Annotated in this window: 19 protein-coding genes; 6 read left to right on the top strand and 13 right to left on the bottom strand. The window is 58.4% G+C overall.

From position 1 onward, the window contains the following. Positions 1-2 precede the first annotated feature (2 nt). From BK670_RS10825 to BK670_RS10790, 8 genes are all read right to left on the bottom strand, one after another. The gene (locus BK670_RS10825) at positions 3-1,352 is read right to left on the bottom strand and encodes an HlyD family type I secretion periplasmic adaptor subunit (protein ID WP_123449744.1); all 1,350 of its coding nucleotides are present in this window, start codon (positions 1,350-1,352) and stop codon (positions 3-5) included. Continuing rightward, positions 1,349-3,124: a type I secretion system permease/ATPase gene (locus BK670_RS10820; RefSeq protein ID WP_123449743.1), complete on the bottom strand. Its 1,776-nt coding sequence runs from the start codon at positions 3,122-3,124 to the stop codon at positions 1,349-1,351. The genes BK670_RS10825 and BK670_RS10820 overlap by 4 nt, the downstream gene beginning before the upstream one ends. 210 nt (positions 3,125-3,334) lie before the next feature. Further along, positions 3,335-3,757: an AprI/Inh family metalloprotease inhibitor gene (locus BK670_RS10815; RefSeq protein ID WP_185036765.1), complete on the bottom strand. Its 423-nt coding sequence runs from the start codon at positions 3,755-3,757 to the stop codon at positions 3,335-3,337. Between the two features lie 93 nt (positions 3,758-3,850). Then, positions 3,851-5,317, bottom strand: a complete 1,467-nt coding sequence (locus tag BK670_RS10810; RefSeq protein ID WP_123449742.1) for a serralysin family metalloprotease — start codon at positions 5,315-5,317, stop codon at positions 3,851-3,853. A gap of 467 nt (positions 5,318-5,784) precedes the next feature. Beyond that, positions 5,785-6,870, bottom strand: coding sequence for a polyamine ABC transporter substrate-binding protein (locus BK670_RS10805; RefSeq protein ID WP_123449741.1), 1,086 nt, complete (start codon positions 6,868-6,870; stop codon positions 5,785-5,787). A gap of 58 nt (positions 6,871-6,928) precedes the next feature. Continuing rightward, positions 6,929-7,273: a cupin domain-containing protein gene (locus BK670_RS10800; RefSeq protein WP_123449740.1), complete on the bottom strand. Its 345-nt coding sequence runs from the start codon at positions 7,271-7,273 to the stop codon at positions 6,929-6,931. A 30-nt stretch (positions 7,274-7,303) separates the two neighbouring features. After that, the gene (locus tag BK670_RS10795; RefSeq protein ID WP_123449739.1) at positions 7,304-8,710 is read right to left on the bottom strand and encodes an NAD(P)/FAD-dependent oxidoreductase; all 1,407 of its coding nucleotides are present in this window, start codon (positions 8,708-8,710) and stop codon (positions 7,304-7,306) included. Positions 8,711-8,762: 52 nt separating this feature from the next. Then, complete coding sequence (locus BK670_RS10790; protein WP_123451336.1) at positions 8,763-9,578, bottom strand: helix-turn-helix domain-containing protein; 816 nt, start codon at positions 9,576-9,578, stop codon at positions 8,763-8,765. A 264-nt stretch (positions 9,579-9,842) separates the two neighbouring features. Here BK670_RS10790 and BK670_RS10785 point away from each other — a divergent pair, with 264 nt between their 5' ends. Next, positions 9,843-10,115, top strand: coding sequence for a DUF1652 domain-containing protein (locus tag BK670_RS10785; RefSeq protein ID WP_047294563.1), 273 nt, complete (start codon positions 9,843-9,845; stop codon positions 10,113-10,115). A gap of 49 nt (positions 10,116-10,164) precedes the next feature. Here BK670_RS10785 and BK670_RS10780 read toward each other — a convergent pair whose 3' ends face one another. After that, positions 10,165-12,636, bottom strand: coding sequence for a UvrD-helicase domain-containing protein (locus tag BK670_RS10780; RefSeq protein ID WP_123449738.1), 2,472 nt, complete (start codon positions 12,634-12,636; stop codon positions 10,165-10,167). 278 nt (positions 12,637-12,914) lie between these two features. On the opposite strand from BK670_RS10780, the gene BK670_RS10775 reads away from it, so the two are divergent. Continuing rightward, a complete protein-coding gene (locus tag BK670_RS10775) occupies positions 12,915-13,610 on the top strand; it encodes a pirin family protein (RefSeq protein ID WP_123449737.1) in 696 nt (231 codons plus the stop codon). A gap of 165 nt (positions 13,611-13,775) precedes the next feature. Here BK670_RS10775 and pgm read toward each other — a convergent pair whose 3' ends face one another. The 4 genes from pgm to BK670_RS10755 all read right to left on the bottom strand — a co-directional run bounded on the left by pgm (position 13,776) and on the right by BK670_RS10755 (position 20,002). Beyond that, a complete protein-coding gene (gene pgm, locus BK670_RS10770) occupies positions 13,776-15,422 on the bottom strand; it encodes a phosphoglucomutase (alpha-D-glucose-1,6-bisphosphate-dependent) (RefSeq protein ID WP_123449736.1) in 1,647 nt (548 codons plus the stop codon). A gap of 105 nt (positions 15,423-15,527) precedes the next feature. Beyond that, entirely contained in the window at positions 15,528-16,928 is a 1,401-nt protein-coding gene (locus tag BK670_RS10765; RefSeq protein ID WP_123449735.1) for an aminotransferase-like domain-containing protein, read from the bottom strand. A gap of 49 nt (positions 16,929-16,977) precedes the next feature. Further along, a complete protein-coding gene (locus BK670_RS10760; RefSeq protein ID WP_123449734.1) occupies positions 16,978-18,429 on the bottom strand; it encodes a hypothetical protein in 1,452 nt (483 codons plus the stop codon). 550 nt (positions 18,430-18,979) lie between these two features. Then, entirely contained in the window at positions 18,980-20,002 is a 1,023-nt protein-coding gene (locus BK670_RS10755; protein WP_123449733.1) for a zinc-dependent alcohol dehydrogenase family protein, read from the bottom strand. 270 nt (positions 20,003-20,272) lie between these two features. Between BK670_RS10755 and BK670_RS10750 the strand changes: the two genes are divergently transcribed. The 4 genes from BK670_RS10750 to BK670_RS10735 all read left to right on the top strand — a co-directional run bounded on the left by BK670_RS10750 (position 20,273) and on the right by BK670_RS10735 (position 24,562). Beyond that, the gene (locus tag BK670_RS10750) at positions 20,273-21,187 is read left to right on the top strand and encodes a LysR family transcriptional regulator (protein WP_093431295.1); all 915 of its coding nucleotides are present in this window, start codon (positions 20,273-20,275) and stop codon (positions 21,185-21,187) included. Positions 21,188-21,314: 127 nt separating this feature from the next. After that, entirely contained in the window at positions 21,315-21,725 is a 411-nt protein-coding gene (locus BK670_RS10745) for a putative quinol monooxygenase (RefSeq protein WP_259697552.1), read from the top strand. A 110-nt stretch (positions 21,726-21,835) separates the two neighbouring features. Further along, on the top strand, positions 21,836-22,309 hold the full coding sequence (locus tag BK670_RS10740; protein WP_123449731.1) for a (2Fe-2S)-binding protein: 474 nt from the start codon (positions 21,836-21,838) through the stop codon (positions 22,307-22,309). Positions 22,310-22,321: 12 nt separating this feature from the next. After that, positions 22,322-24,562 (top strand): xanthine dehydrogenase family protein molybdopterin-binding subunit, encoded by a 2,241-nt coding sequence (locus tag BK670_RS10735; protein ID WP_123449730.1) that lies wholly within the window; start codon positions 22,322-22,324, stop codon positions 24,560-24,562. Positions 24,563-24,658 lie beyond the last annotated feature (96 nt).

Here is a 24,658-nt window from a genome sequence, read left to right as displayed (position 1 = left end):
CCTTATTCCTCGGTCAACGCGGAGCCGGCCCGGTCAAGCAGCGGTTTGAACAGATAGTTGAGCAGTGAACGCTCGCCCGTACGCACGAACATTTCTGCCGGCATGCCAGGCTTGATCACCAGACCGTTGAGTTTCTCCATGGCCTGATCGCTGACGCTGCTGCGCAGGACGTAGTACGGCACGCCGGTTTTCTCATCGACCATCTGGTCGGCGGAAATCAGGCTGACTTCCCCGGGTACACGCGGGGTTTTGCTCTGGTTGAACGCGGTAAACAGGATGTCCACCGGCAAATGCGCGCCGACTTTGTCGATCAGGTTGATCGGCAGGTGCCCTTCCACTTCCAGCGTGGTGCCCTGCGGAACGATCTCCAGCAACGTTTCACCCTGACGCACCACCGCGCCTTCGGTGTGCACGCCGAGGTTGACTGCCACGCCGTCGGCGGTGGCGACAATCTCGCTGTGTTGCAGATCGAAACCGGCGGAGGTCAGTTGTTCGGACAGGGTGACGCTTTTCAGTTGGGCGTCGGCCAGTTGCGTGCGTACTTCCTTCTGATACTCCTCGCTGTGCTGTTGCAGCTTCAGGCGCGATTCGAGGATGCCCTGCTCGACCCGACCGCTTTCGCCGGTGTTTTCCGCCAGTTGTTGCTGCACCTGCGACAGTTGACGCTGGTACTCCATCAAGCGGTTGCGCGGGATGTAGCCGTTGTCGGCCAGCGGTTGCAGGTTGCTCAACTGTTGTTGCAGCGAGTCGGCCTGGGCATTGAGATCGGTACGGGCGCGGCGCATGCCGGCCAGTTGCGCGGTGGCGCCTTCGATGCTCGCGCGCAGTCCGGCCTGCTCGCGGTAATACGCCTCGCGACGGCTGCTGAACAGTTGCCGCTGACCTTCCAGCACCAGCGCCAGGCGCGGGTCCGGGTCATTGCTCAGTTCGGCGGGGAAAGTCACTTGCTTGAGGTTGTCACGCTCGGCCTGCCAGCGCGCGAGGCTGGCCCAGGCCATGCGGTACTGCGCTTGCAGCGACTGCACGTCAGCGGCGACTTGCGTCTGATCGAGGCGGAACAGCGGCTGGCCCTGCTTCACGATTTCGCCTTCGCGCACCAGAATCCGGCTGACCACGCCGCTGCTCATCGACTGCACGGCTTTGCGCTTGCCCGACACGACGACCGTGCCTTGCACCGGAATGCCTTGATCCAGTGGCGCCAGGGCCGCCCAGGTGAAGAAACTGCCGGCGCCCACGATCGCCAGAATCCAGCCCATGCGCGCGAAAAATTTCGCATCGCGCTCCGGGCGCTCGGTGATGTAGGCGTGTTCCATGCTCGCTTCGTTTTCAGTGTTCATGCTTGCGCTGCTCATACACCCGAATTCCTGGTCGAGGGCTGATACTGTCGGCTCATGCTGAGCCCGCCCGGTGCCTGTGCAGCTTTTTCCCGTTGCTGGTCTTGCTGGCCGGAGAGTGCCTTGAGCACATCCTGACTCGGGCCGAAGGCTTGCAGACGCCCCTCATTGAGAACCAGCAGCTTGTCAGCCTGAGCCAGCACTGAAGAGCGATGCGTCACCAGTACCACGGTGGTGCCTTGGGCTTTCAGCGCGGCGATGGCGCTGGCCAGTGCCGCTTCGCCAACGGTGTCGAGATTGGAGTTCGGCTCGTCCAGCACCACCAGGCTCGGCGTGCCATACATTGAACGCGCCAGGGCCACGCGCTGCTTCTGGCCGCCGGACAAGCCACTGCCGTCCTCGCCCAGTTGCGTGTCGTAGCCCTGCGGCAGGCGCAGGATCATTTCGTGCACGCCGGCCTGTTGCGCGGCGGCGACGACCTTTTGCGGATCGGCCTCGCTGAAACGGGCGATGTTCTCGGCGATGCTGCCGCTGAACAGTTCGATGTCTTGCGGCAGGTAGCCGATGTACGGGCCAAGGTCATCGCGGTTCCAGCGATGAATATCCGCGCCATCAAGGCGCACAGTGCCGCCCAGGGTCGGCCAGACACCGACCAGCACACGGGCCAGCGTCGATTTGCCGGAACCGGATGCGCCGAGCACGCCGAGCACTTCGCCGGCATTCAGATTGAAATTGACCATCTGCAGAGTCGCGGCACGTTGCCCAGGTGGGCCGGCACTGACTTGTTCGAAGGTGATCTGGCCTTTCGGTGGCGGCAGCGCCATGGCGTCGTCGCTGGGCGGGAACGCTTGCAGCAGCGCATCGAGACGACGGTAAGCCAGCTTCGCCCCGCTCCACTGTTTCCACACGGCAATCAACTGGTCGATCGGGCTCAGTACACGGCCCATCAGAATGGAACCGGCGATCATCATCCCGGCGGTCATGTCACCCTTGATCACCAGCAAAGCACCCAGGCCCAAGACCAACGATTGCAGGCACAGGCGCAGGGTTTTGCTCAACGAGCTGATCACCGCACCGGTGTCACTGGCCTGGTTTTGCAGACCGAGGAAGCGCGAGTGCACCTGGAACCAGCGCTTGCGCAGCGAACCGAGCATGCCCATCGCCTGAATGGTTTCGGCGTTGTGCAGATGGCTGGTGGCCAATTGGCTGGACTTTTGCGAATAACCGGCGGCTTCACCCAGCGGCTTTTTGGTCATGTATTCGTTCAGGCACGCCAGGCCGATCAGCAACAGCGCGCCCGCCGTGGCGAGTACGCCCAGCCAGACGTTGAACAGGTAAATCACAAACAGGTAGACCGGGAACCACGGCGCATCGAAAAACGCGAACAGCGCCGGCCCGGTAACGAATTGGCGAATGTGCGTCAGATCGCCCAGCGATTGCCCGGCGTTGCCCTCGCCCTTGAACAGGTTGCGCTCGAACGCCGCTTGGTAAACGCGCAGGTTGAAGCGGCGCTCCAACTGGCTGCCGATGCGGATCACGATAAAGCTGCGCACCACTTCCAGCAGGCCGATAAAGGCGAAGAAACCGACCACCATCAGCGACAGCATCGCCAAGGTCGTTTCGTTCTGCGACGACAGCACCCGGTCATAGACCTGGAGCATATAGATGGAAGGCACCAGCATCAGCACGTTAATCAGCGCGGTAAAGCAGCCGACGCTGATCAGGATACTTTTGTAGTCACCCAATGCCTTGAATAAGGGAGCGGTGGCTGGGGCCTTCGCCATCTTCATTGATTATTCCTGAAAGATATCTCTCGCCAATCTTTGACGAGACTTCAATTAATTATCCGTGCACAGCCGGAATTTACATTTCAAGTGGCCGCTTACACTTTCATAACAACTTGCGCAATTTAATGCGGTGCAGTTGCAATTGATCCTGCTGCTTATAACCACACAGTGACGCTTTATATTAAAACCTTGTCGCTCGCTGGATGATCAAGACTATTGCGCAGCACGCTCAAGCGTAATCACCAGCCCCGACTTCAAAGTCGTCAGATAAAGCCCGTCACGTTGTCGGCTGAAAAACTGGATTCTTGAGCCTTCCTTGCCGGTAATCGACAGGCCGTCGGGATCAGGAAACCAGCCAATCGGGGTTTCTTCAAGCCACGCCTCCAGGCAGTCAGCACCTTTGCCAAGGGTCTTGTTTGCAGCCAATTCCACGAGGCAAGTATTCGATGGCTTGTCTTGCTGCTTTTGCGCTTGTGGATCATCACCCCGGGTGGACAACGTCGCTTGCCACTGCCCGGCAAAAACGGATGGTTCTTCAAGTCTGAGGCTGCTTGCCATACTGGTTTCTCCTGAAATCATCATGAGCGCTGCCGAAAGCCACGCCGCTACCTTGTAGGTAAAAGCCTTACTGATCATGGGAATATTCACTCCGGCGTGTAGCCTTGCTTACCGACCAACACGATGCAAGCAAAGAAAGCGGCGCATCACACGCCGCTTTCCATTCCTACATCACGCCACGATGTCGCTGGTGGCTGCCTGGCCAACGGTGCTGACCTGGAAATCAGCCACGCCGTGCCCGGAGAAATCCACCGACAACAAGCTGTTGCCGCCCGACGAGGTCAGGACCGCGTCACCGGCGGCACCGGTGAAGCTGCTGACGAAGTGCAGGCCTGCGCCCTTGGTGATACCGGTCAGGTCGATTTTGTCCAGACCGCTGACGAAATCGAGGATCTGATCAATCGCACCTGGCTTGGAGTCCGAGCTGGCCGCAAACACGAAGGTGTCCGAACCGGCGCCGCCCCACAGTTTGTCGGCACCGCCAGCGCCGTAGAGGATGTCGTTGCCGGCACCGCCCTTGAGCTCGTTGGCCACGCTGTTGCCGATCAGCAGGTCGTTGCCCGACCCGCCAATGGCGTTCTCGATGATCGCGCCCTTGGCGATGGACACGTTGCCCACCAGGCCGCCAACGTCGGAGAACGAGGCGTCATTGAGGTTGATCTTCTGGTTCTGGGTGAAGCCCGAGAAGTCCAGAGTATCTTTGCCGCCGGCATCCCACACCGAGAACACGACTTTGTCACTCGACGACGAAGCGCTGAGGAAATCGCGACCGGTGTTGGAGTTGAAGCCGTAGGTGGTGTCACCGGTACGGGTGGTGAGGTTGGCACCGTAGAGCTTCTGGATGGCTGCGATATCGTCCATCAGCGGGCCGGACGAATACGCTTCGACACCGCCCTTGCTGAAGTTCTGACTGGTGTTGCTTTCGCTCCAGTAGCTCATGATGCTGTAGCCGCGGGTGTCTTGCCCGTAGGACGCGTCGTTGTAGGTCGGGTTGCCATTACCGGCGTTGTAGTCGCCAGGGTGAGCGAGGCCCAAGCTGTGGCCGATCTCGTGAGTCAGGGTCTGACGACCGTAGTTGTTCAGATCCGGATTCTTGTTCTGCGTGTAGCCACTGTTGATCAGGTACCACGAGGTGCCGTCATAACCGGCGCCGGTGCCTGGCAGATAAGCGAACGCAGCAGCACCATCCTGGCCACCGCTGTAGTTACCGAAGGTCATGTGGCCGTCGCCGCCCGAGGCTTTCTCGGTGAAGGTCACGTTGGCCACATCAGCCCAGGATTGCATGGCGAGCTTGGCTTGGGCTTGTTGTTGTGCACTGAACTGACTGAACCCGGTGATCCCGTGCTTGTACATCGTGCTGGACGATGCCGAGGTCAGGAACGTATAGGTGAGTTCGATCTTGCCGCTGCCATCCTTGTCCTGGTAGGCAGCGCCGTCGCGCAGCAACTGGGTTGCGGCCTGGTCGACAGAGAAGGAGGGTTTGCCATTGACCGTGAGGTTGCCGCCACGATCGTATTGATGGCTGAAGCTATTGATCTGGTTGTACGCCGAGCTGGGTGCGGCCAGCGGTTGTGGCGCTGCGGACAGCAGAAAAGCCTGTTCAGCGGTATCAATAGCATTAGCTTTAACTTTCGACATAAACACACTTCCTTGTTTAGCAATGGAACAGTTTTTGTCCGACAGGACTCTCTCTGGCGAGATCGTCCTATCACTCGCCCAATGAAGGCGTAAGAAACCTGACACAATTTGAAATCTGCCGTAAAGGATTTTTTTGAATTCAAATCGGGCTGTTTCGGGAAACTGCCGTAAACAAAGCGTGTGGGGGTGAAAGAATGTTTTAGTTGCGGAGCTTTTGCCTAATTGTCTGACGATTTTCTATTTAAATATTAAATATGGGTAAGTTGTTTTTTGTTAGGTGCTTCTCACTTTGCTGCACTTTATTAGCGCATTGACATTGTATTGATATCAACCCTTAAAACGCTGAAAGACACTGTGGGAGCGAGCCTGCTCGCGAAGGCGTCGGGTCAGACAACATTGATGTTGAATGACAGATTGCCTTCGCGAGCAGGCTCGCTCCCACAGGGGATTTGTGTATGCCTGGGTGATTAGCTACCAGTACGAATCTTGTTCCACACCCGCGTGCGAATCCGGTCGATATTCAACGGCATCGCCTCCAGCGCAAACAGCTTGCCCATCATTTCCGGACTCGGATAAACCTTGGTGTCGTTCTTGATCGCCGGGTCGATCAGGCTGTCCGCCTGCTCATTGCCATTGGCGTAATGCACATAATTGCTGATGCCCGCCATCACGTCCGGACGCAGCAGGTAGTTCATGAACGCGTAACCGGCCTTTTCGTCCGGGGCATCGGCGGGCATGGCGACCATGTCGAACCAGATCGCTGCACCTTCCTTGGGAATCGCGTAGCCGATGTCGATACCGTTTTTCGCTTCCTTGGCACGATTCTCGGCTTGCAGGATGTCGCCGGAGAAACCGACCGCCACGCAGATGTCGCCGTTGGCCAGGTCGCTGGTGTATTTCGAGGAATGGAAGTAGCTGACGTACGGCCGCACTTTCATCAGCAACGCCTCAGCTTTTTTATAGTCCTCGGGATTTTTGCTGTGGTGTGGCAGGCCCAGGTAGTTGAGCGCCGCCGGGAGCAATTCCGGACCGTTGTCGAGGATCGCTACGCCGCACTTCTGCAGTTTTTCCATGTACTCGGGTTTGAAGATCAGGTCCCAGGAATCCACCGGTGCGTTGTCACCCAGCACGGCTTTGACCTTGGCGATGTTGTAGCCGATGCCGGTGCTGCCCCACAGATACGGGAAACCGTGTTCGTTGTTCGGATCGTTGGTTTGCAAGGCTTTAAGCAGGACCGGATTGAGATTTTTCCAGTTCGGCAGCTGGCTCTTGTCGAGCTTCTTCAGCGCCCCGCCCTGAATCTGCCGGGCCATGAAGTGGTTGGACGGGAACACCACGTCGTAACCGGATTTACCGGTCATCAGCTTGCCGTCGAGGGTTTCGTTGCTGTCATAGACGTCATAGGTGACACCCACACCGGTCTCTTTCTCGAAATTCTTGGTGGTGTCCGGCGCAATGTAATCGGACCAGTTGTAAACCTTGACCGTTTCCGCTGCCTGAGCAAGGGAAACGGCGAGCATCAGCGGTGCCAGAGCGAGGGTCTTGCGGATCATGGATCGATTCCTGTGTGGGTTTTCTTTTTTGTTGGCAGGCAATCAAAGGATCAAACAATCAGAAAATCAGCACGTAGCTCTTGCGCACGGTTTCCTGGATATCCCAGATCCCGAGCGTGTTGGCCGGCAACATCAGTGCGTCGCCACCTTGTATGTGCAGGGTCTCGCCGCCACCGTCAGGGGTAAACGTGCAACGCCCGGAAATGAAATGACAGAACTCCTGCGCGGTGATCTGCCGGCGCCAGCGCCCGGGGGTGCATTCCCAGACGCCAGTTTCGACGCCGTCGTCGCGCTCGACACTGGTGGTCGAAGCAATCGCCACCGGCTCGCCGAGGGGCACGGCCACCGGGTTGGAGTCGTCCAGTGGCAGGGTTGCGGTGTTTTTGAACTGAGTAATGCTCATGGTCTGACCTGTCTTCTGAATAAACGGCGTTTAGTGCATGAAACCTTCCATGAAGCCGGCCACCTGACTGGCGAGTTTGCGCCGCCATGGCGCGGTCGCCGGGTTGGCCAGGGTCTGGTCTTCGTGGACGAAGCTTTTGATGATCGCGTTGTAGCCGAGCCAGCGGCACGGCTCCGGCTCCCACGCGCGCAGCGCATGAATGCCGCCGTCCGGCAGCACCCACGGTTGCTGGGTCAGTTCGGTGTCGCGCTCAAGAATCAGGTCCGCCAGGGTGCGGCCGCCGAGATTGCTCGCGCCGACGCCCTCCCCGCCATAACCGCCGGACAGCGCGATGCCATTGGCGCGATCGCAGAGCATGTGCGGTTTGAAGTGCCGGGACATACCGAGGTTGCCGCCCCAGGCGTGAGTGATCTGCACGTTTTTCAGTTGCGGGAACAGTTCGCCGAACAAATAGCGGCGCAGCTCGACTTCATCGCGGGACAGATCAAAGTTGTGGCGCAGCTTGCCGGCGAACTGATAACCGCCGCGTGCGCCGAAGATCAGGCGGTTGTCGGCACTGCGCTGACCATAAGTGACCTGACGGCTGAATTCGCTGAAGGCTTGGCCACGATTGAGGCCGATTTCGTCCCAGGTCGCGGCAGACAATGGCTCGGTGGCGACAATCAGGCTTTGCACCGGCAACTGATAGCGGCCCAGCGGCGGCAAGGTCACCGAATAACCTTCGACGGCTGGCACGATCCAGCGACTGCGCACGCTGGCTTTCGCGGTGCGCAAACTGCCTGACTGCCAATGGGTGACCGGGCTGTTTTCGTAGATCTTCACGCCCATGTTCTGCACGGTGCGCGCCAGACCGCGCACCAGTTTCGCCGGGTGGATGGTCGCTACGTGCGGCGCGTAAATCCCGCCATAAGGCTTGGCCACGCGAATCTGCTGGGCGAGTTGTTCGGGGCTGAGCCAGCGGTAATCGTCGTCAGTCAGGCCTTGGGCGTGCAGTTTGCCCAAATACTCACGCAGCGAGGCTTCCTGCTCCGGGTAACGCGCCGCGCAATACAGCACACCGCCCTTGCGGTAATCGCAGTCGATGCCTTCACGTTCGAGGACGACTTCTACTTCATCGGGAATGCTGTGCAGCAGATCAAAAGAAGCGCGGCGCTGCTCGGGCGACAACCCGGCCAGCAAGCGATCTTCGCCAAGCAGGTTGCCCATCAGCCAGCCGCCATTGCGCCCGGAAGCGCCGAAACCGGCCGTTTGCGCCTCGACAATGGCGATATCCAGACCGGGGGCGAGTTTCTTCAGGTAGTACGCGGTCCACAGCCCGGTGTAACCGGCACCGATGATCGCCACGTCGACGCCCAGATCTCGCTCAAGCTCGGGCCGCGCAATCAGCGGCTCATCGAGTTGATCCATCCACAAACTGATAGTGCGCCACGCCGGCATGCAAGACTCCGCCACTGAAAACCTTCGATGGCGTCGATCCTAGTGGCTGTGCTCAGTGGATGTCTTGCGCGCGTGTCCGCAAAGAAATTTGTTTCGCGTAAGCCTTGGGTGACTGGCCGGTGTGCTGACGGAAACAGCTGTAGAACGCCGACAACGAATTGAAACCGGCGGCGAAGGCCAGCTCATCGATGCGCACCGGCGGCGTGGCGTTGTCCAGCGAGCGCAGCAGATGTTGCAGGCGCGCCTGATTGACGTAGCGATAGAAGCTTTGCCCGAGCACTTGATTGAGCAGATAGGAAATCTGATTGCGGCTGTACCCGCACTCCTTCGCCACCCGCTGCAGGTCGAGTTCGGGGTCGAGGTACGGCTGCTGCTTTTCGAAATACTGCTGCAGGTCTTCGGCCATAAAACTCAACTGGCGCGGCGACAGCCCCAGACGACTGACTGCCGGGCGCTGACTTGAGGAGGCCGTGCCATTCGTTTGCGTACGTACCAGCGAGGCGTATTCGTTGACGCGCCAGATCAGCCCGTCCTTGACCGTGAGCGCCTCGCTGGAGCGAAACGACACCAGGCCATCGCCGCCGCGCAAGGTCACTTCGTATTGAATGAACGCGGTGTTGCCGTCGACGCGAATACGGTCGCAATGCTCAAGCAGTTCGTCGGATTCACGCGGCATGCTGACGCGCACGTACTCGCGCAACTCGTCGAGGCCGAGCACACGGTTCTGGAAGAAATCGTTGTACTGGATGTCTGGATGGTACAGCGCCATGACGCTGTCGAGGTCACGGTGTTTCCAGCTCAGGTGATAGCGCATGACCGTAGCCGCCGTGGCTTGGGTCTGTTCTGGGCCGTCGTCGTCGGCGTGCATAAAGGGGCTCGGCGCAAAAGAATCGAGCTTGCCCAAGTTCGGCACAGGCTTCAATGACTAATCCGTAGTGGCGTTTTGGCGATGATTGCGTAGGCCGTGACTTACATCAAAAAATGCGAAGCAATCGCAAAATGAACTGAAAAATCTCACAGTAATTTCACATCCGGATGCTACTTTTAACGTCAGTCACCGGTTGAGCCAATGAAGGCTCTTCCCACCTAACATGAGCAAACGGAAGCGCTCGATGAAGAAGGCGGGCAACACATGAATAAAGGGTCGAGCAAAGTCACGTTCCCCAACGCATGCCAGTTGATGCGCTGGCATTTTCATCCCATGGGTTTCGAGGCAACGATGGACGCGCCGGGCAGCATGATCGCTCGTCTGTTTGATCGCGCCAGTGGCGAAACCATGATCGCCATCGCTGGCATCCCGTGCGCGACGGTGATGAATGCAGCGGATGTCGAGCGAATCATCGAGGCTGTGGAGGACGAACTGGAAACGTTCATTCCTCCAGAGTCCCTCAAGAGTTACGCATAAGCTTATGATTTAAAAAGAAAAGCCCGCAGCGATTCGGGCTTTTTTTTGCTTATGCGGTTTGCTTTGCGGTACGGTGATCAACGAAGAACGGCTTGCCTTTGGCCACCCGGTCGGACGCTCGGGGCATGTTCACTGCTTGCGCTTCCTGCGGTTCGACATACCAGTAGCAATGGCTGACCGCCCGCGTGATGCCGACATAGGCCAGGCGCAGGATCTCGTCCTTTTGCGCACTGTCATACGGCTCGCTATCCCCCGACTTACCCAATCCGGCCATGCGATAAACCTGGTTCTTATAAGGCGAACTGGTCAGGTGTTGACAGTCGCCGAGCAAAAACACCGCATCCGCCTGCAAGCCTTTGGCGCTGTGGTAGGTCAATTGCTTCAGGCGCCGCGCTTCGTACGGCAAGCTCGAATCCACATTAACTACAGACTGAATATGTTCTTCAATCAATGACTTATCGCTGCTTTTTCGATAAAGCATCAAGATCGAATGACCTTGACGATAGTGTTCGGCGAGGCGCTGGCCCAAGGCCTGGTCGTCGCGCTCCAGCACATTGACCGGCTGCAACGGTTTGGGCGCGCCGCTGGCCTTGGCTTTTTTCCCCGGGATCGCCGGCGCGGCGCGGACGATATGTTCGGCGGCATCAATGATGTGCTGGTGGCTGCGGTAGTTGTCACTGAGCATGACCCGCGTGGTACTCGGCGAAGGAAACTCCTTGTCGAACGCCATGAAGTAACTCGGCGAACTGCCGCGCCAACCATAAATCGACTGCCAGTCATCACCGACGCACAGCAGCGACGAACGCTGCGCGCCCCGCCCGACATGCATGGACGGGCCACGGCTGCGGATTTCCGTGAGGCTGGCGCGAATCCACGAGACGATCTGCGGCGAAACGTCCTGAAACTCGTCGATCATCAGGTGCGACATCGGCCGGAGTAACTCGTCGCTCAACAGCTTGAGGTTCTCCGGAGAGTGCTCGCTGAACAGCGCGAACATGCGGTTGTAGGTCATGATCGGCGGTTTCTGATCGAGCAGATGATCTTCAAAGGCACGCCAGAACAAACTCAGGGCCTCAAAGAAGAAACGGTCCGGATCGTCTTTGGCGAAACTCATGCGAGCAACCGCGTCAGGGACGTCAAGGCCGAGGTTTTCGATGAAGCCCGCCGCCGCCACAAAACAGTCGAGCAACGGCGCGGAAGCCAGTTCACCTTTGACCTTGTAATCGAAGCCCGGCCCGGCGCTGGCGTCGCCTGCCAGCGTTGCCAGAACGCGCTTCGATGCTTCGTAACTATCAAGCCAAATCAATGGCTTACGGCAGAAAGCTTGAAACAGGGTGCGCTTGACTGCCCATTCGGCGCGCACGCTGAGCTTGGCGTTTGGCCGGCTCACCTGCGGGTTTTCCCGTGGATCGAAACCGAGCACCACCCACGCATCCAGACTCGGAATGTAGCCATGGCAATGGAATGTTGCGCCGTTGATATCGAATGTCTGACGGTTCGGGTCAATGCCTTTAATGGGCCAGGCGCCGGCGCGGAACCACAGATCTTCGATCGCATCGCACAGTTCTTCGTCGCGTCGCGCCGCCAACTCCGTTACTGCTACGCGTTTCTGCACGTCCGGGTGATCACGCTCCAGCTCCTTGAGCTGCAAACCGGCGCGAGACAGTGGCTGAATCAACTGGCGAAAACGCTCGTCCTCGTTGAACAAGCGGTGATAGCAGGCGTTGAGTTGCTGACGTTGCGCATCATTGATGCGCAGGTCGAACGGATTACTGTCGACCTCCTCAGCACCTTGAACTCGATGGCTGAGGTTTTCAAAGGCCTGCAAGCGCTCGAAACCCGGCAAGCTGCGGACCATCGGCAAAATGCGCGAGTGGAAGGTGCGCACCAGGTCGCGCGCCTGCCGCAAGTTCAGCGCCTGCCCCCAGAGTGCGAACAGCTCGATCAGTTTGTTGATGAAATCCTTGCGTGACTCGCGGGTGAAGGTCACCACGGTCATCGAATCCAGCTCAAAACCCAGATAGTGGTTGAGCAACAGAATACGCAGGACCAGCGTGGTGGACTTGCCTGCGCCAGCGCCGGCGACCACTGATGTTGATGGGGTTTCGCTGAAAATCATCTTCCATTGCGCGGTGCTTGGCTGAGCATGCTCAGGCAACAAACGGGCAACGTCGGCCTTCATGCGCTTTTTCAGCTCGGCTGTCAGTGGCAGGCGCCAATCGTCGAACAGATGATTATCAACGCTGGGCGGGCGATGTTCAGTGCTACGGCTGTCACGGATCAACAGCACCTGACGGCCTTCTTCCAGCCCCTCAAGCTTGCCTTCCTTAAAGCCATATTCGACGCCAGCGGTGTGGCCGCTGCGGAAACCATCGGCCTGACCGTGCAACCACGATGCACGGTGCTGCGCGCGCAGACGGGTCAAACCGTGGCCGAAGAAGCGTGCAGCCAGACGTTTGAACCAGGGCATCTCGGCCAAGGGGCGAAGTTCGGGAGGAAGATCGGGGGTGTGTTGCGCCACGCTGACGGGCTCCAGTGTGTGAGGCTGTTGCGGCTATGGTGTCTGTATTTGCCGCTCAGTTCTAGCGAAATGCTTTCAGGTCATTGGTTTAGGCGATGAACTGAAGGTGAGATGAGATGCTTCACAGCCGTTTTCTTATCGAGCGTTTCGATTATAACGCCGCACTTTTTACGCTTTTTATCGATTATTAACTGATAGATGATGGCCGTCATAAACCACCGGTCTCGCGTCGGGTGCAACCCCTCACCCCCCGTGTCGAACCTCTTGAGGAGACGATCATGCTTGAACTCAGACCCTTCAGCTCGCTGGGCGGTGCCCATCACGGCTGGCTGGATGCCCATCACCACTTTTCGTTCGCCGAGTACTACGACCCGCAGCGCATGAGCTGGGGCAACCTGCGGGTGTGGAACGATGACGTGATCGCAGCCGGCACTGGCTTTCCGCAGCATCCGCATCGCGACATGGAAATCATCACGTATGTCCGTGAAGGTGCGATTACCCACCAGGACAACCTGGGCAACAAGGGCCGTACCGAGGCAGGCGACGTCCAGGTGATGAGCGCCGGCACCGGCATCGCCCACAGCGAATACAACCTGGAAGCGAAGGACACCAAAATCTTCCAGATCTGGATTCTGCCGACGGAAACCGGCGCACCGCCATCGTGGGGCGCCAAACCGTTCCCGAAAGGCCAGCGTGAAGGCTTCGTCACACTTGCCAGCGGCAAGGATGGCGATGACCAGAGCCTGCGGATTCGCGCCGATGCAAGGTTGGTCGCGGCCAATCTCAAGGCGGGGGAAACTGCGGAATATCAGCTGGATGAAGGGCGTCGCGCGTATCTGGTGCCGGCCACTGGCGTGATTGAAGTCAACGGCTTGCGCGCAGAAGCTCGAGACGGTGTGGCGGTAGCGCATGAGCGCGTGCTGCGGGTGACAGCCATTGAGGACAGTGAAATTGTTCTGGTGGATCTGGCTTAATCGCGGACAAAAAAAGGGCGACCCTATGGTCGCCTTTTTTTTTCAGCTGGATTTGCATTTGTGGCGAGGGAGCTTGCTCCCGCTCGGCTGCGAAGCCGTCGTCAAAAAGGGGCCGCTTCGCGCCCCAGCGGGAGCAGGCTTCCTCGCCACAGGGCATCTCCTGTTTTATTTACTGGAAATGGCACCATCCACCAGCGCCTGCGCTTCGACGACCAATTGCTTGAGGTGGTCGTCACCGATGAAGCTTTCGGCGTAGATCTTGTAGATGTCTTCGGTGCCCGACGGACGCGCGGCGAACCAGCCGTTTTCCGTCATCACTTTCAGACCGCCAATCGCCTGATCATTGCCCGGTGCGTGGCTGAGAATGCTCTGGATCCTCTCGCCGGCCAGTTCAGTCGAAGTGACCTGTGCAGGCGACAACTTGCTCAGCAGTGCTTTCTGCTCAGGATTGGCTTTGGCGTCGACGCGTACCGAAAACGGCTCGCCCAGCTCATCGGTCAATGCCTTGTAGGCCTGGCTCGGATCGCGACCGGTGCGCGCGGTCATCTCGGCGGCCAGCAATGCCGGGATCAAACCGTCCTTGTCGGTGCTCCACACGCCGCCGTCCTTGCGCAGGAACGATGCCCCCGCGCTCTCCTCGCCGCCGAAACCCAGCGAGCCATCGAACAGGCCGTCGGCGAACCATTTGAAACCGACCGGGACTTCGTACAGACGACGACCCAGACGCTTGGCCACGCGATCGATCAAACCGCTGCTGACCACGGTTTTGCCCACGCCAGCATCCGCGCGCCACTGCGGGCGGTTCTGGAACAGGTAATCGATCGAAACGGCCAGATAGTTGTTCGGCGCGAGCAGACCACCGGACGGCGTCACGATACCGTGGCGGTCATGATCCGGGTCGCACGCAAAGGCTACGTCGAAACGCTCTTTCAGACCGATCAGGCCTTGCATCGCGTGGCTTGACGACGGGTCCATGCGAATCTGGCCATCCCAGTCGACGGTCATGAAACGGAACGTCGCGTCGACTTCCTTGTTGACCACTTGCAGATCAAGACGGTAATGCTCGGCAATCGCCGACCAGTAGCGCACCCCTGCTCCGCCCAACGGATCAACGCCCAGACGCAGCTTGGCGTCACGGATGGCATCGAAGTCGATCACGTTGATCAGGTCGGCCACATAAGTGTTCACGTAGTCGTGACGATGCGTGGTGCTGGCCTTGAGCGCCTGCTCGTAGCTGATGCGCTTCACACCGGCCAGCTTGTTGGTCAACAGTTCGTTGGCCTTGGCTTCGATCCACTTGGTAATGTGGGTGTCGGCCGGGCCGCCGTTGGTTGGGTTGTATTTGTAACCACCGCTTTGGGGCGGGTTGTGCGACGGCGTGATGACAATGCCGTCCGCCAGGCCCGAAGTGCGGCCACGGTTGTAGCAGAGAATGGCGTGGGAAATGGCAGGCGTCGGCGTGTATTCATCACCTTCGGCGATCATCACGGTCACACCGTTAGCCGCCAGCACTTCCAGCGCGCTGGCCCCGGCCGGGGTCGACAGCGCATGCGTGTCGATGCCGACAAACAGCGGCCCGGTGATCCCTTGGGCTTCGCGGTACAGGCAGATCGCCTGGCTGATGGCCAGGACGTGCCACTCGTTGAAACTCAAGTCGAACGAGCTGCCCCGGTGTCCGGATGTACCGAACGCCACACGCTGCGTGGAAATCGAGGCGTCGGGCTGTCCGGTGTAATAAGCCGTTACCAGTCGCGGGATATCGACCAACAATTCTGCCGGTGCCGGTTTGCCCGCAAAAGGACTGAGTGTCATGCAAAACCTCTGAAATAGAGTGGTTCAGGAATAGAGCGCAGTTTACTGGCAGTTTGACCGCAGTGCGATGGGATCTATCCGGGACTCTCCCGATGTTTTTTAACGTTAGTCAGCAGGCGCAAGGCGCAAGGCGTCACCCAGCAGCCCTACGACGCTGGTCAGGTCATGATCGCCATGACTCAGTGAACTCAGACGCAGATGCTGTGCGTGCAGGCCGTGCAGGCTGAACAGCTCGCCCGGCGCAATAATGATCTGCTGCCTGAGGAGGCGCTGAAACACTTGCGCCATGTTCACCGGCCGCAGAGAACGCACCCAGACGGTCGCGCCACCCTGGGGTTCGACCACCTGCAATGCATCGCCAAGACGCTCGCGCAGTAACTCGATCAGTGGCGTGCGACGGTCCTTGAGCATTCGTCGCAATACCAGCAAGTGCTGATCCAGCCGCCCCCCCCCAAGCAGTCTGGCGATTGCCTTCTGCCGAATCGGCGACAAGCGAAACGCACGCAACAGAAAATGCCGCTGCAATTCATTGCGCCAATGACGTGAAAGCAGAATGCCGAAAGGCGCTTCGGCACCGATGAACTTCTCGAACGTGGAAAAAACCAGCAAGCGGTCAGGGTTCAGCCAGTCGCGCAACCGCGGGGTTTCAGCTCCCTCATGGAGTTCGCTATAACAATCGTTTTCCAACACCCAGGTGTCATGTCGCCCGAGCAAATGCGCGACTGCCTGCTGGTTGCTCAGCGGTAACAGGCTGCCTCGGGGCATGCTCAACGCCGACGACAACAGCACCAAACGTACCGGTTCGTCATTGAGGAGCGACTCCAGCTGCTGCAGATCAATCACACCATCGGCCAGCAACGGCAATTCGATAACCCGCACCTCGGCGGCTTCCAGCAAACGCAAAATCACCCAGTCACAAGGCGATTCAACGACCACAGTGGCCCGACGTAACTCAAGCACGGAAATCAGGATTTCCAGTACGCCGCGCAGGTCTGCGCCGATATAGACGTCATCCGCACGCCAGTAATTGGCCGTAGACGAGGTGTAACGCGCAGCCACTACCGTGCGCAGTTCCAGCTCTCCGCACGGTTGCACCAATGCTTGTGACTGGCGCGGATATTGGCGCAGCAACTCCCGCTCCAACATCAGTAATGGACTGTCCAGCGGTTGCAGTGAGGCCGGCTCATCAGCGCTCAGTACGCACATGCCAGGACGCCTGGCATTGACGTAAACGGTTTCCAGCAGATCACTGCCGCTGTCGGGCGAATCCATCACATACAGCGCTTGCGCGTAGTACCCGGACTTGGCAATCGAATAGACCCGGCCTTCCTTTTCCAGCAACGAATACGCGTACTGAACGGTGGAAATCGACACATTGAGCCGGTCAGCCAATTGTCGTAACGAGGGCAAGCGCACCGCCGAGCTACTTCCCGCCTCCTCTATCAACAGCGTCAGGTATCGATAAACCGCCTGATAAACGAAGTCGGTTTCTCTCGACGTTTTCACGAGCCCGTATCCGTGGGCATGGTTTCATCTCCTCGCAAATGACTCACGATCAACCTTTTGCCGATCGATCGGCGGACGGTTCCAGGGCCGCGTCCTGCGTGGTTGTTTCGTCGGCGACGGGCATACGAACCGGCCCCGTTGCATACAACCGAACAATCAGTCTGACCGGCAGCCCGCTGACGTCAGTCATCCACTTCAAGACCTGCTCCGGCGCATGCAGGCCCTGCATCGCCCGATGCAGTTCCGGCAACGCCACCAGCATGCCTGGGTGACACTTGCGCAAGAACCGCTCAAGCCCGGCGCCACTGTCGATGAACGGTGCAAACAACAAGCACGTCAGCTGGATTTCATTCAGTTCGAAATTAGCGTGCAGGGCTCTCTCCGCATGCGTACGCAAAAGATCGGGTTCCTGCAGATCGCCAAAACTCGCCAGCAACTGCTCGCAAACCGGTTCTGGGACCTGCTTCTGGCGCATCGTCAGCAAGCTGCTTGTGAGGTAATCGCTGACACCGGCCTCGTAGGTTCGCCCCTCGATAAATTTCGCCTGCAAACCCCGCAGATGCGCAGCCACCATAGGCTCCACGTGCTCATCGTCACCTTGATAAAGCGTCAGGTCATCCGCCTGAAACCCCAAAAAGTCACTGAGCAAAGGCCAGCGTTCTTCGAGCTTGCCGACGATCATGTCGTTGATACTGATAAAACTCGTGCGCCGACAGGCCTCGAATTGACCTTCCGGACGCCAGGCGACCCGCTCCTCTTCAGGGTAAAACTCGCGGTAATAGTCTCCACCCAACCCATCAAGCGACGGGAACAGCATTTCAAAGCCGGCAGAACCGACTGGCGGCGCGACGATCGAGGCCTTGTGCGCAGCCCGCTCCAGTCTCTCGAGGAAGTGCCGCTGACGGCGCGAAGACTCACTGCCGATCATGGCATCGACGCCATTGTTCCAGCGGGCCACCTGACCGAAGAACTCGGCAGTGGCCAGATAGACGTCGTCCCATAGCTCAAGCGTTTCGTTCCAGGTCCGACGGTGCCCGATCAGCAGCAGGTTGATACGGTTGGCCTCGCGACCGGCTTCGCTCAAGGGCAGCTGATGATCAAACGGCAATACCTCGCGATGGTCAACCATCACCAGTTCGACCCGAGGATCGTCATACAGAAACAATGCGCTATAGCTGCGGTGCATGTTCTGCAAAGACGACTGGCTGCTGCCGTTCCACCGCAGGTTGGCGACCCGCAACTGAAAGGTCGCGGGCGAACGGCCGGCGATGGTCAACTGTGCTGCCCTTAGCAAGGCCAGCGTGTAACAACTGTCGCGCGACCCTGACTGGTTCACCAGCACCTTGAAATGACCGATGTTCTCCATACCGCCGGCGGCCACTACCAGTCGCTGGATCAGCAATTGCAGTGCCGTGCGCTCAGCGCGGGAGAAGAAACTCAGCAAGCGTTGCAATACTTGCTGGTAGACATAGTTCATTGCCTGATCATGGATCGTGCTCATCGGTATTTACCCGGTATCGAAAGTTTCATGCCGCGCCGACTGGAACATCCGTCATGCGACAATTCATCAATAAGTAATAGACGTTCGAATGCTAACACTTACAAGTTTGTAGTTATTTGAAACACTTGAGCTGACAAAACACCTCTCGTCGCCGAGATACAGCCTCAAGCCCTTGTAATTGCTGAGATATTTTTTTCGGGACACAGTCCTAGGAAACTTCCCACAAGGTCCCACGGCAAGTGAGTACAAGAAAAATAGAAGCGGTTTCCGAATAGCCCTACAACAATTAAACAAAAGTTGGCTTGATCAATCGATTTATTCGTTTGATATCGCGCAGGGCAAATTGAATGCACAGCCATGACTCATTCCTTGAGATGAAAGTAATCATTCAATTATCAGGGCTTACATTGTGATTAGAAGATACAGATGGAGAGCAAAAACCAGTTCAGTTGCTGAACGGTTGCCGATGCAGCACCAGAAAGCTGTGTATTTTCAAAAGGGAGGCTAATAGCACAAGAGTCCGTGGGGCCACGGACTCTGATGACAAGGCTTACGCCGGTTCGACTTGCAGGGCGACCCGTTCACGGCATGGGCATTCGTCCATGTAGCGATGCGCTTCGACGAACTCGTTGAACGGAAATACACGCGTCTTCAGCGGCAGCAGCACGCGATCTGCGGTCAACTGGTTGATGTCACGCAAGGCACGTTGCAAGGCGACGTGATCCTGAGTGATGCCCAACTCCGGCTTGCCGGTGAAGTTACCGATGCAGTGCACGAAGAACTGAATATTCTTCTGGAACGCTGCACAGGCCGGGAACGGCGTCTGGTTGCCGCCTTGCAAGCCGTACAGCACCAGGCTGCCACGCGGCGCCAGCACATCGCCCAGCAGCGACATCTGCGGGCCACCGAGACCGTCGAACACCACATCGACACCACGGTTGTCGGTGATCTTGTTGATTCGCATCAACAGATCTTCCTCTTCGGTGACGATGACTTTCTCTGCGCCCAGAGACAGCAGATACTCGCGCTCCCCGGCTTCTTTGGTCGCAGCAATCACCCGCACACCCATCGCCTTGCCCAACTGGACAAACGAAGGACCGGCGCAATGGCTGGCGTCAGTGACCAGTGCGAACTGCCCCGGCTTGACCCGCGCCAGATCGGCGTAGGCAAAGTAGGCGATCAGCAGCGGCGTGTAGTGCACGCTGGCTTCGATCGGGCTGAGCACATCCGGGTAACGGGTCAGCGCAGTACGCGGCAGTACGATCGACTCGCCGTAGACCGGGTAGTCGTTCGGGCTTTCTGCCGGGAAACTGGCAACCTTGTCACCGATGGACAGGTCCTCGACATCGGCACCGACCGCAGTGACGACACCGGCCATTTCATGGCCGAGACCCGATGGCAGACGTGCCTGGGACGACGCCAGGTTCTGACGCCAGAGGGTGTCGTACCAGCTGATGCCGATTGCCTCGACACGCACCTGCACTTCGCCAGGACCTGGCTGAGCGGCCGCATGCTCTTCGCATTTGAGCACCTCGGCCGGACCAAACTTGTGAAAACGGATCGTGCGGGACATCGCAAACCTCGTCAAAGTAACCTCTAATGCCCTGAACTCTATCTGGGCTTTTGACCCAAGACTATCAGTGGCTATTAATAGTCGACATGCCTGTCATTGATTCCGCACCAGGGGCGGCATTGGCAAAATCCATGAAAAAACTGCTGCCAACGTCTCACTCAAGCTGAATTTTCCGGTGCAGAGTACCAGCCTTTCCCCGTAAGATTCATGCCGGCCATTGTTCTCATATGGCTGCTCTCGTCAAGCTTGATGACTCTGCCAGGACTCCAGATGAATCGTAATGACCTGCGTCGTGTCGACCTGAACCTGTTGATCGTGTTCGAAACATTGATGCACGAACGCAGTGTGACCCGGGCGGCAGAAAAGCTGTTTCTCGGTCAGCCAGCGATCAGTGCCGCGCTCTCGCGCCTGCGCAGCCTGTTCGATGACCCGCTATTCGTACGCACCGGGCGCAGCATGGAACCGTCCGCCCGCGCGGTGGAAATCTTCGCCCTGCTCTCGCCTGCCCTCGATTCGATTTCGACCGCCGTCAGCCGTGCCGCCGAATTCGACCCGGCGACCAGCACCTCGGTCTTCCGGATCGGTTTATCCGATGACGTCGAATTCGCCCTGCTGCCGATGCTGCTCAAACGCCTGCGCGCGGAGGCGCCGGGAATCGTGCTGGTGATCCGTCGCGTCAATTACATATTGATGCCGGGCCTGCTCGCTTCCGGCGAGATATCCATTGGTGTCAGCTACACCACAGACCTGCCGGCGAACGCCAAGCGCAAGGTCCTGCGCCGCAGCGCGCCAAAATTGCTGCGCGCCGACACCGTGCCCGGCCCGTTGAGCCTGGACGACTACTGCGCACGCCCGCATGCGCTGGTGTCGTTCGCTGGCGATCTCAGTGGTTTTATTGATGAAGAACTGGAGAAACTGGGGCGCAAGCGCCATGTGGTGCTGGCGGTGCCGCAGTTCAATGGTTTGAGCACGTTGCTGGCCGGCACTGACATCGTCGCGACCGTGCCGGATTACACGGCAGATGCGCTGACGGCGGCCGGCGGCGTTCGCGCGGAAGATCCGCCATTGCCGACGCGCACGTTTGAACTGCACATGGCATGGCGTGGATCGCAGGATAATGATCCGGGTGAGCGTTGGTTGCGGTCGCGGATTCAGATGTTCTTTGGCGACCCTGACAGTCTTTAGGCGTCGTCTGGCAGGCTGTTCGGCTGATCATTTCTGGCTTTTCATAGGCCATGGAGATCCATTCACTTCCAGTGGATTGCTACATTGGGGGCACATCTGAGGGCATGCTTTGGATGGTTTGAAAAGGATGCCCCACTATCTGGAATTACTGCACATGTCGGTCTTGCGTATAGCTGTTGTATTTGGATGCATTTGGGTAGGTTCGGTGTTGGCCGCGGAGCCGACCGAAAAAGTCGTGCGGATTGCACAACTCGTGATAGACCCTGCTCAATTGGCGGCTTACCAAACGGCGGTCAAGGAGGAAATAGCTGACTCTGTTCGCCTTGAGCCAGGCGTGCTCGCGATTTATTCGGTGGCGGAAAAGGACCACCCGAACCGCGTTCACTTCTTCGAAATCTATGCAAACGAAGCGGCCTACAAAAGCCACATCGCATCTGCCCATTTTCAGAAATACGTGAATACGACAAAGTCGATGATCGTGTCCAGAACGCTTATCGAAACCGACCCGGTGCAACTCAGCGCACAGCAAGGTCAATGATTGGGCAATTATTTGCTCGGATTGTGCAATCTGGCCCGCAGGCACAGCTCTATAGTTAGCCGTTATTGAGAGCAAGCTGCTGCTCACACATTCCGGAGAGCTGTCCCATCATGAGCGTCCTCACCATCAATGGCCGTGAATACACGGTTGACGTAGATCCCAGCACCCCCATTCTCTGGACCCTGCGTGACACCTTGGGGATGACCGGCACTAAGTTTGGCTGTGGCGCGGCGCTGTGCGGCGCCTGCACCGTTCACCTGGATGGTCAGGCCATCCGATCCTGCGTGACGCCAATAGCAGCCGCCGAAGGTCGGAAGATCACCACTATCGAAGCCGCGACAAATGGCAGCGACCCGGTCGGTGCGGCGGTGCATGAGGCTTGGGTCAAGCACGACGTGGCGCAATGTGGCTACTGTCAGAGCGGACAAATCATGAGCGCGACGGCTTTTCTAAAAGCCCAACCCAAAGGCAAGCAACCCACCGCTACCGAGATCGACTCAGCCATGGCGGGTAATATTTGCCGTTGTGGTACTTACGCCCGTATTCGCGCGGCGGTGGCGGATGCCGCCAAAGCCCTTGCCTGACCGGAGCTCACCATGCTGAACGACATTTTTACTAAAGAGCTCCCCCGTTCCCTGCAACACATTCTCGAACGCGATCAAACCGACAGCCCCTTCACACTCCCACGCCGTAGCTTCCTTAAAATCGTCGGCATTGGCGGCCTGGCTCTGGGTGCCTTTCCACACTTGGCGCTGGCGCAGGAAGCCACTGGCGGTGACGCTGCGCTGCTCAAACCGAGTCAGCAACCCTCTGCATTCGTGCAGATCGCGTCCAACGGAGAAGTCACGGTGACGATCAACCGGCTAGAGTTCGGTCAGGGTGTTCAGACCGGACTGCCGATGATTCTCGCTGAGGAGCTCGATGCCGACTGGAGTCTTGTGCGTAGCCGCAACGGCAGTAACAACAATGCCTACCAAGACCCGATCTTCGGCATTCACCTTACCGGCGGCTCCAATTCGATCAAGAACAGCTTCACCCAGTACCGCGAACTGGGTGCCCGCGCTCGGGCCATGTTGCTCGCCGCAGCGGCAGCGCGCTGGAACGTGGAAGTGGCAAGTCTGACCACTCAATCAGGCATGGTGCTGGGTCCTGCGGGCCGTAAAGCAAGCTATGGGGAGCTGGCAGAGGCTGCGATGGCGCTGCCCGTTCCCGAAAAGGTCACGCTCAAGGATCCCAAAGACTTCCGAATCATTGGCCAAGCTACTACGCGCATCGATGCTAAGGCCAAGAGCAGTGGGCAGCAGGATTTCGGCATTGATATGCACCTGCCCGGACAACTCACCGCTGTGGTCGCGCGGCCACCGGTGTTTGGTAGCAAAATTGCCTCGCTGGATGACAGCGCAGCCCGTGCCATTAGAGGCGTAAAAGCGGTATTGCGCGTGCCGCTGGACGGCGGCGCCGAAGGTGTTGCGGTGGTTGCCGACGGTTACTGGCAGGCGAAGCTGGCTCGTGATGCGCTGAAGGTAGAATGGAACTCAACCACCGTAGAAAAAGTGGACAGCGAAAAACAATTGGCGCTATACCGGAAATTGGTTCGCCAGCCCGGCCCACGCCAATTTGATGCCGACATGACGCCTCTTGCTTCGGCGCCGCATCAGTTGGAGGCAGAATTCGTATTCCCCTACCTCGCCCACGCACCCATGGAGCCGTTGAACTGCACCGTCCAGATTTCTGAGGGGCGCGCTCAGCTTTGGACTGGTACCCAATTCCCTGGCGGCGACAGTACAGCTGCCGCAAAGGTGCTGAATCTTAAGCCAGAACAAATACAGATCAACGTGCAGACGGCTGGCGGTGGCTTTGGCCGGCGCGGCGTGCCGAGCAGTGATTTCATTGTGCTGGCTTGCGAGGTGGCCAAGGCTGCATATGCCGTCGGACTGGCCGTTCCTATCCGCACACTTTGGAGCCGTGAAGACGACATAAAAGGTGGCTACTACCGCCCCGTGTACCTGCACCAGGCGCGTATCGGTTTTGACCAAAGCGGTAAGGTACTGGCCTGGGATCACTCACTGGTCGGGCAATCCATCCTCATCGGTACGGTGTTCGAAGGGCAAGTGAAGAACGGTATCGACCCCACTGCGACAGAGGGGATGCTCGCCCCTTATCCGCTGCCGATGCGCCTGACGGTTCATCACCCAGAACTGAACGTACCCGTGTTGTGGTGGCGCAGCGTGGGGTCCACCCATACGGCCTTTGTGATGGAGACGCTGATCGACGAGATCGCCCGAACAACTAAACAGGATCCAGTAGATTACAGGATGAAGCTATTTGCCGACCAAAGTCCGCGCCATCGCGCCGCACTGCAACTGGCCGTGGACAAAAGCGAATATGGCAAACGCCAGTTGCCTGCCGGCCGTGCCTGGGGCGTGGCGGTACACGAATCGTTCAGTTCGGTAGTCGCTTACGTCGTCGAAGCTTCGGTGCAGGACGGCCGTCCGGTGCTGCACCACGTGACTGCCGGCGTCCACTGCAACTTGGTCGTGAACCCACGCAGCGTTGAAGCCCAGGTGCAAGGCGCTGCGCTTATGGGGTTGTCGATGTGTCTACCGGGCGGTGCAATCACCCTGAAAGACGGCGTCGTACAACAAAGCAACTTTGCAGACTTCAGCGTTCCGCGCATCACCGACACGCCCGAGTTCGCGGTCCATGTCGTGCCAAGCGCAGAACCACCGACAGGGATGGGTGAGCCCGGCCTGCCAGCGCTGGCTCCCGCTTTCGCAAACGCAATAGCCAGTTTGACGGGTAAGCCAATACGTCAGTTGCCCTTCAAGCTGGCATAAATCGACGAAGCAAGCGCCTGGCTGTGATGGTGTGTTGTTACACCATCACAGCCAGGCGCTGACTACCCGCAATCAGCGGTAAATCTCGCCTGGAAA

Origin of the sequence: Pseudomonas fluorescens (assembly GCF_003732425.1) — a bacterium.
Classification (GTDB): domain Bacteria; phylum Pseudomonadota; class Gammaproteobacteria; order Pseudomonadales; family Pseudomonadaceae; genus Aquipseudomonas; species Aquipseudomonas fluorescens_BE.
The sequence above is the reverse complement of the archived record's forward strand: the minus strand, read 5'-3'. Positions and strand labels throughout refer to the sequence as shown.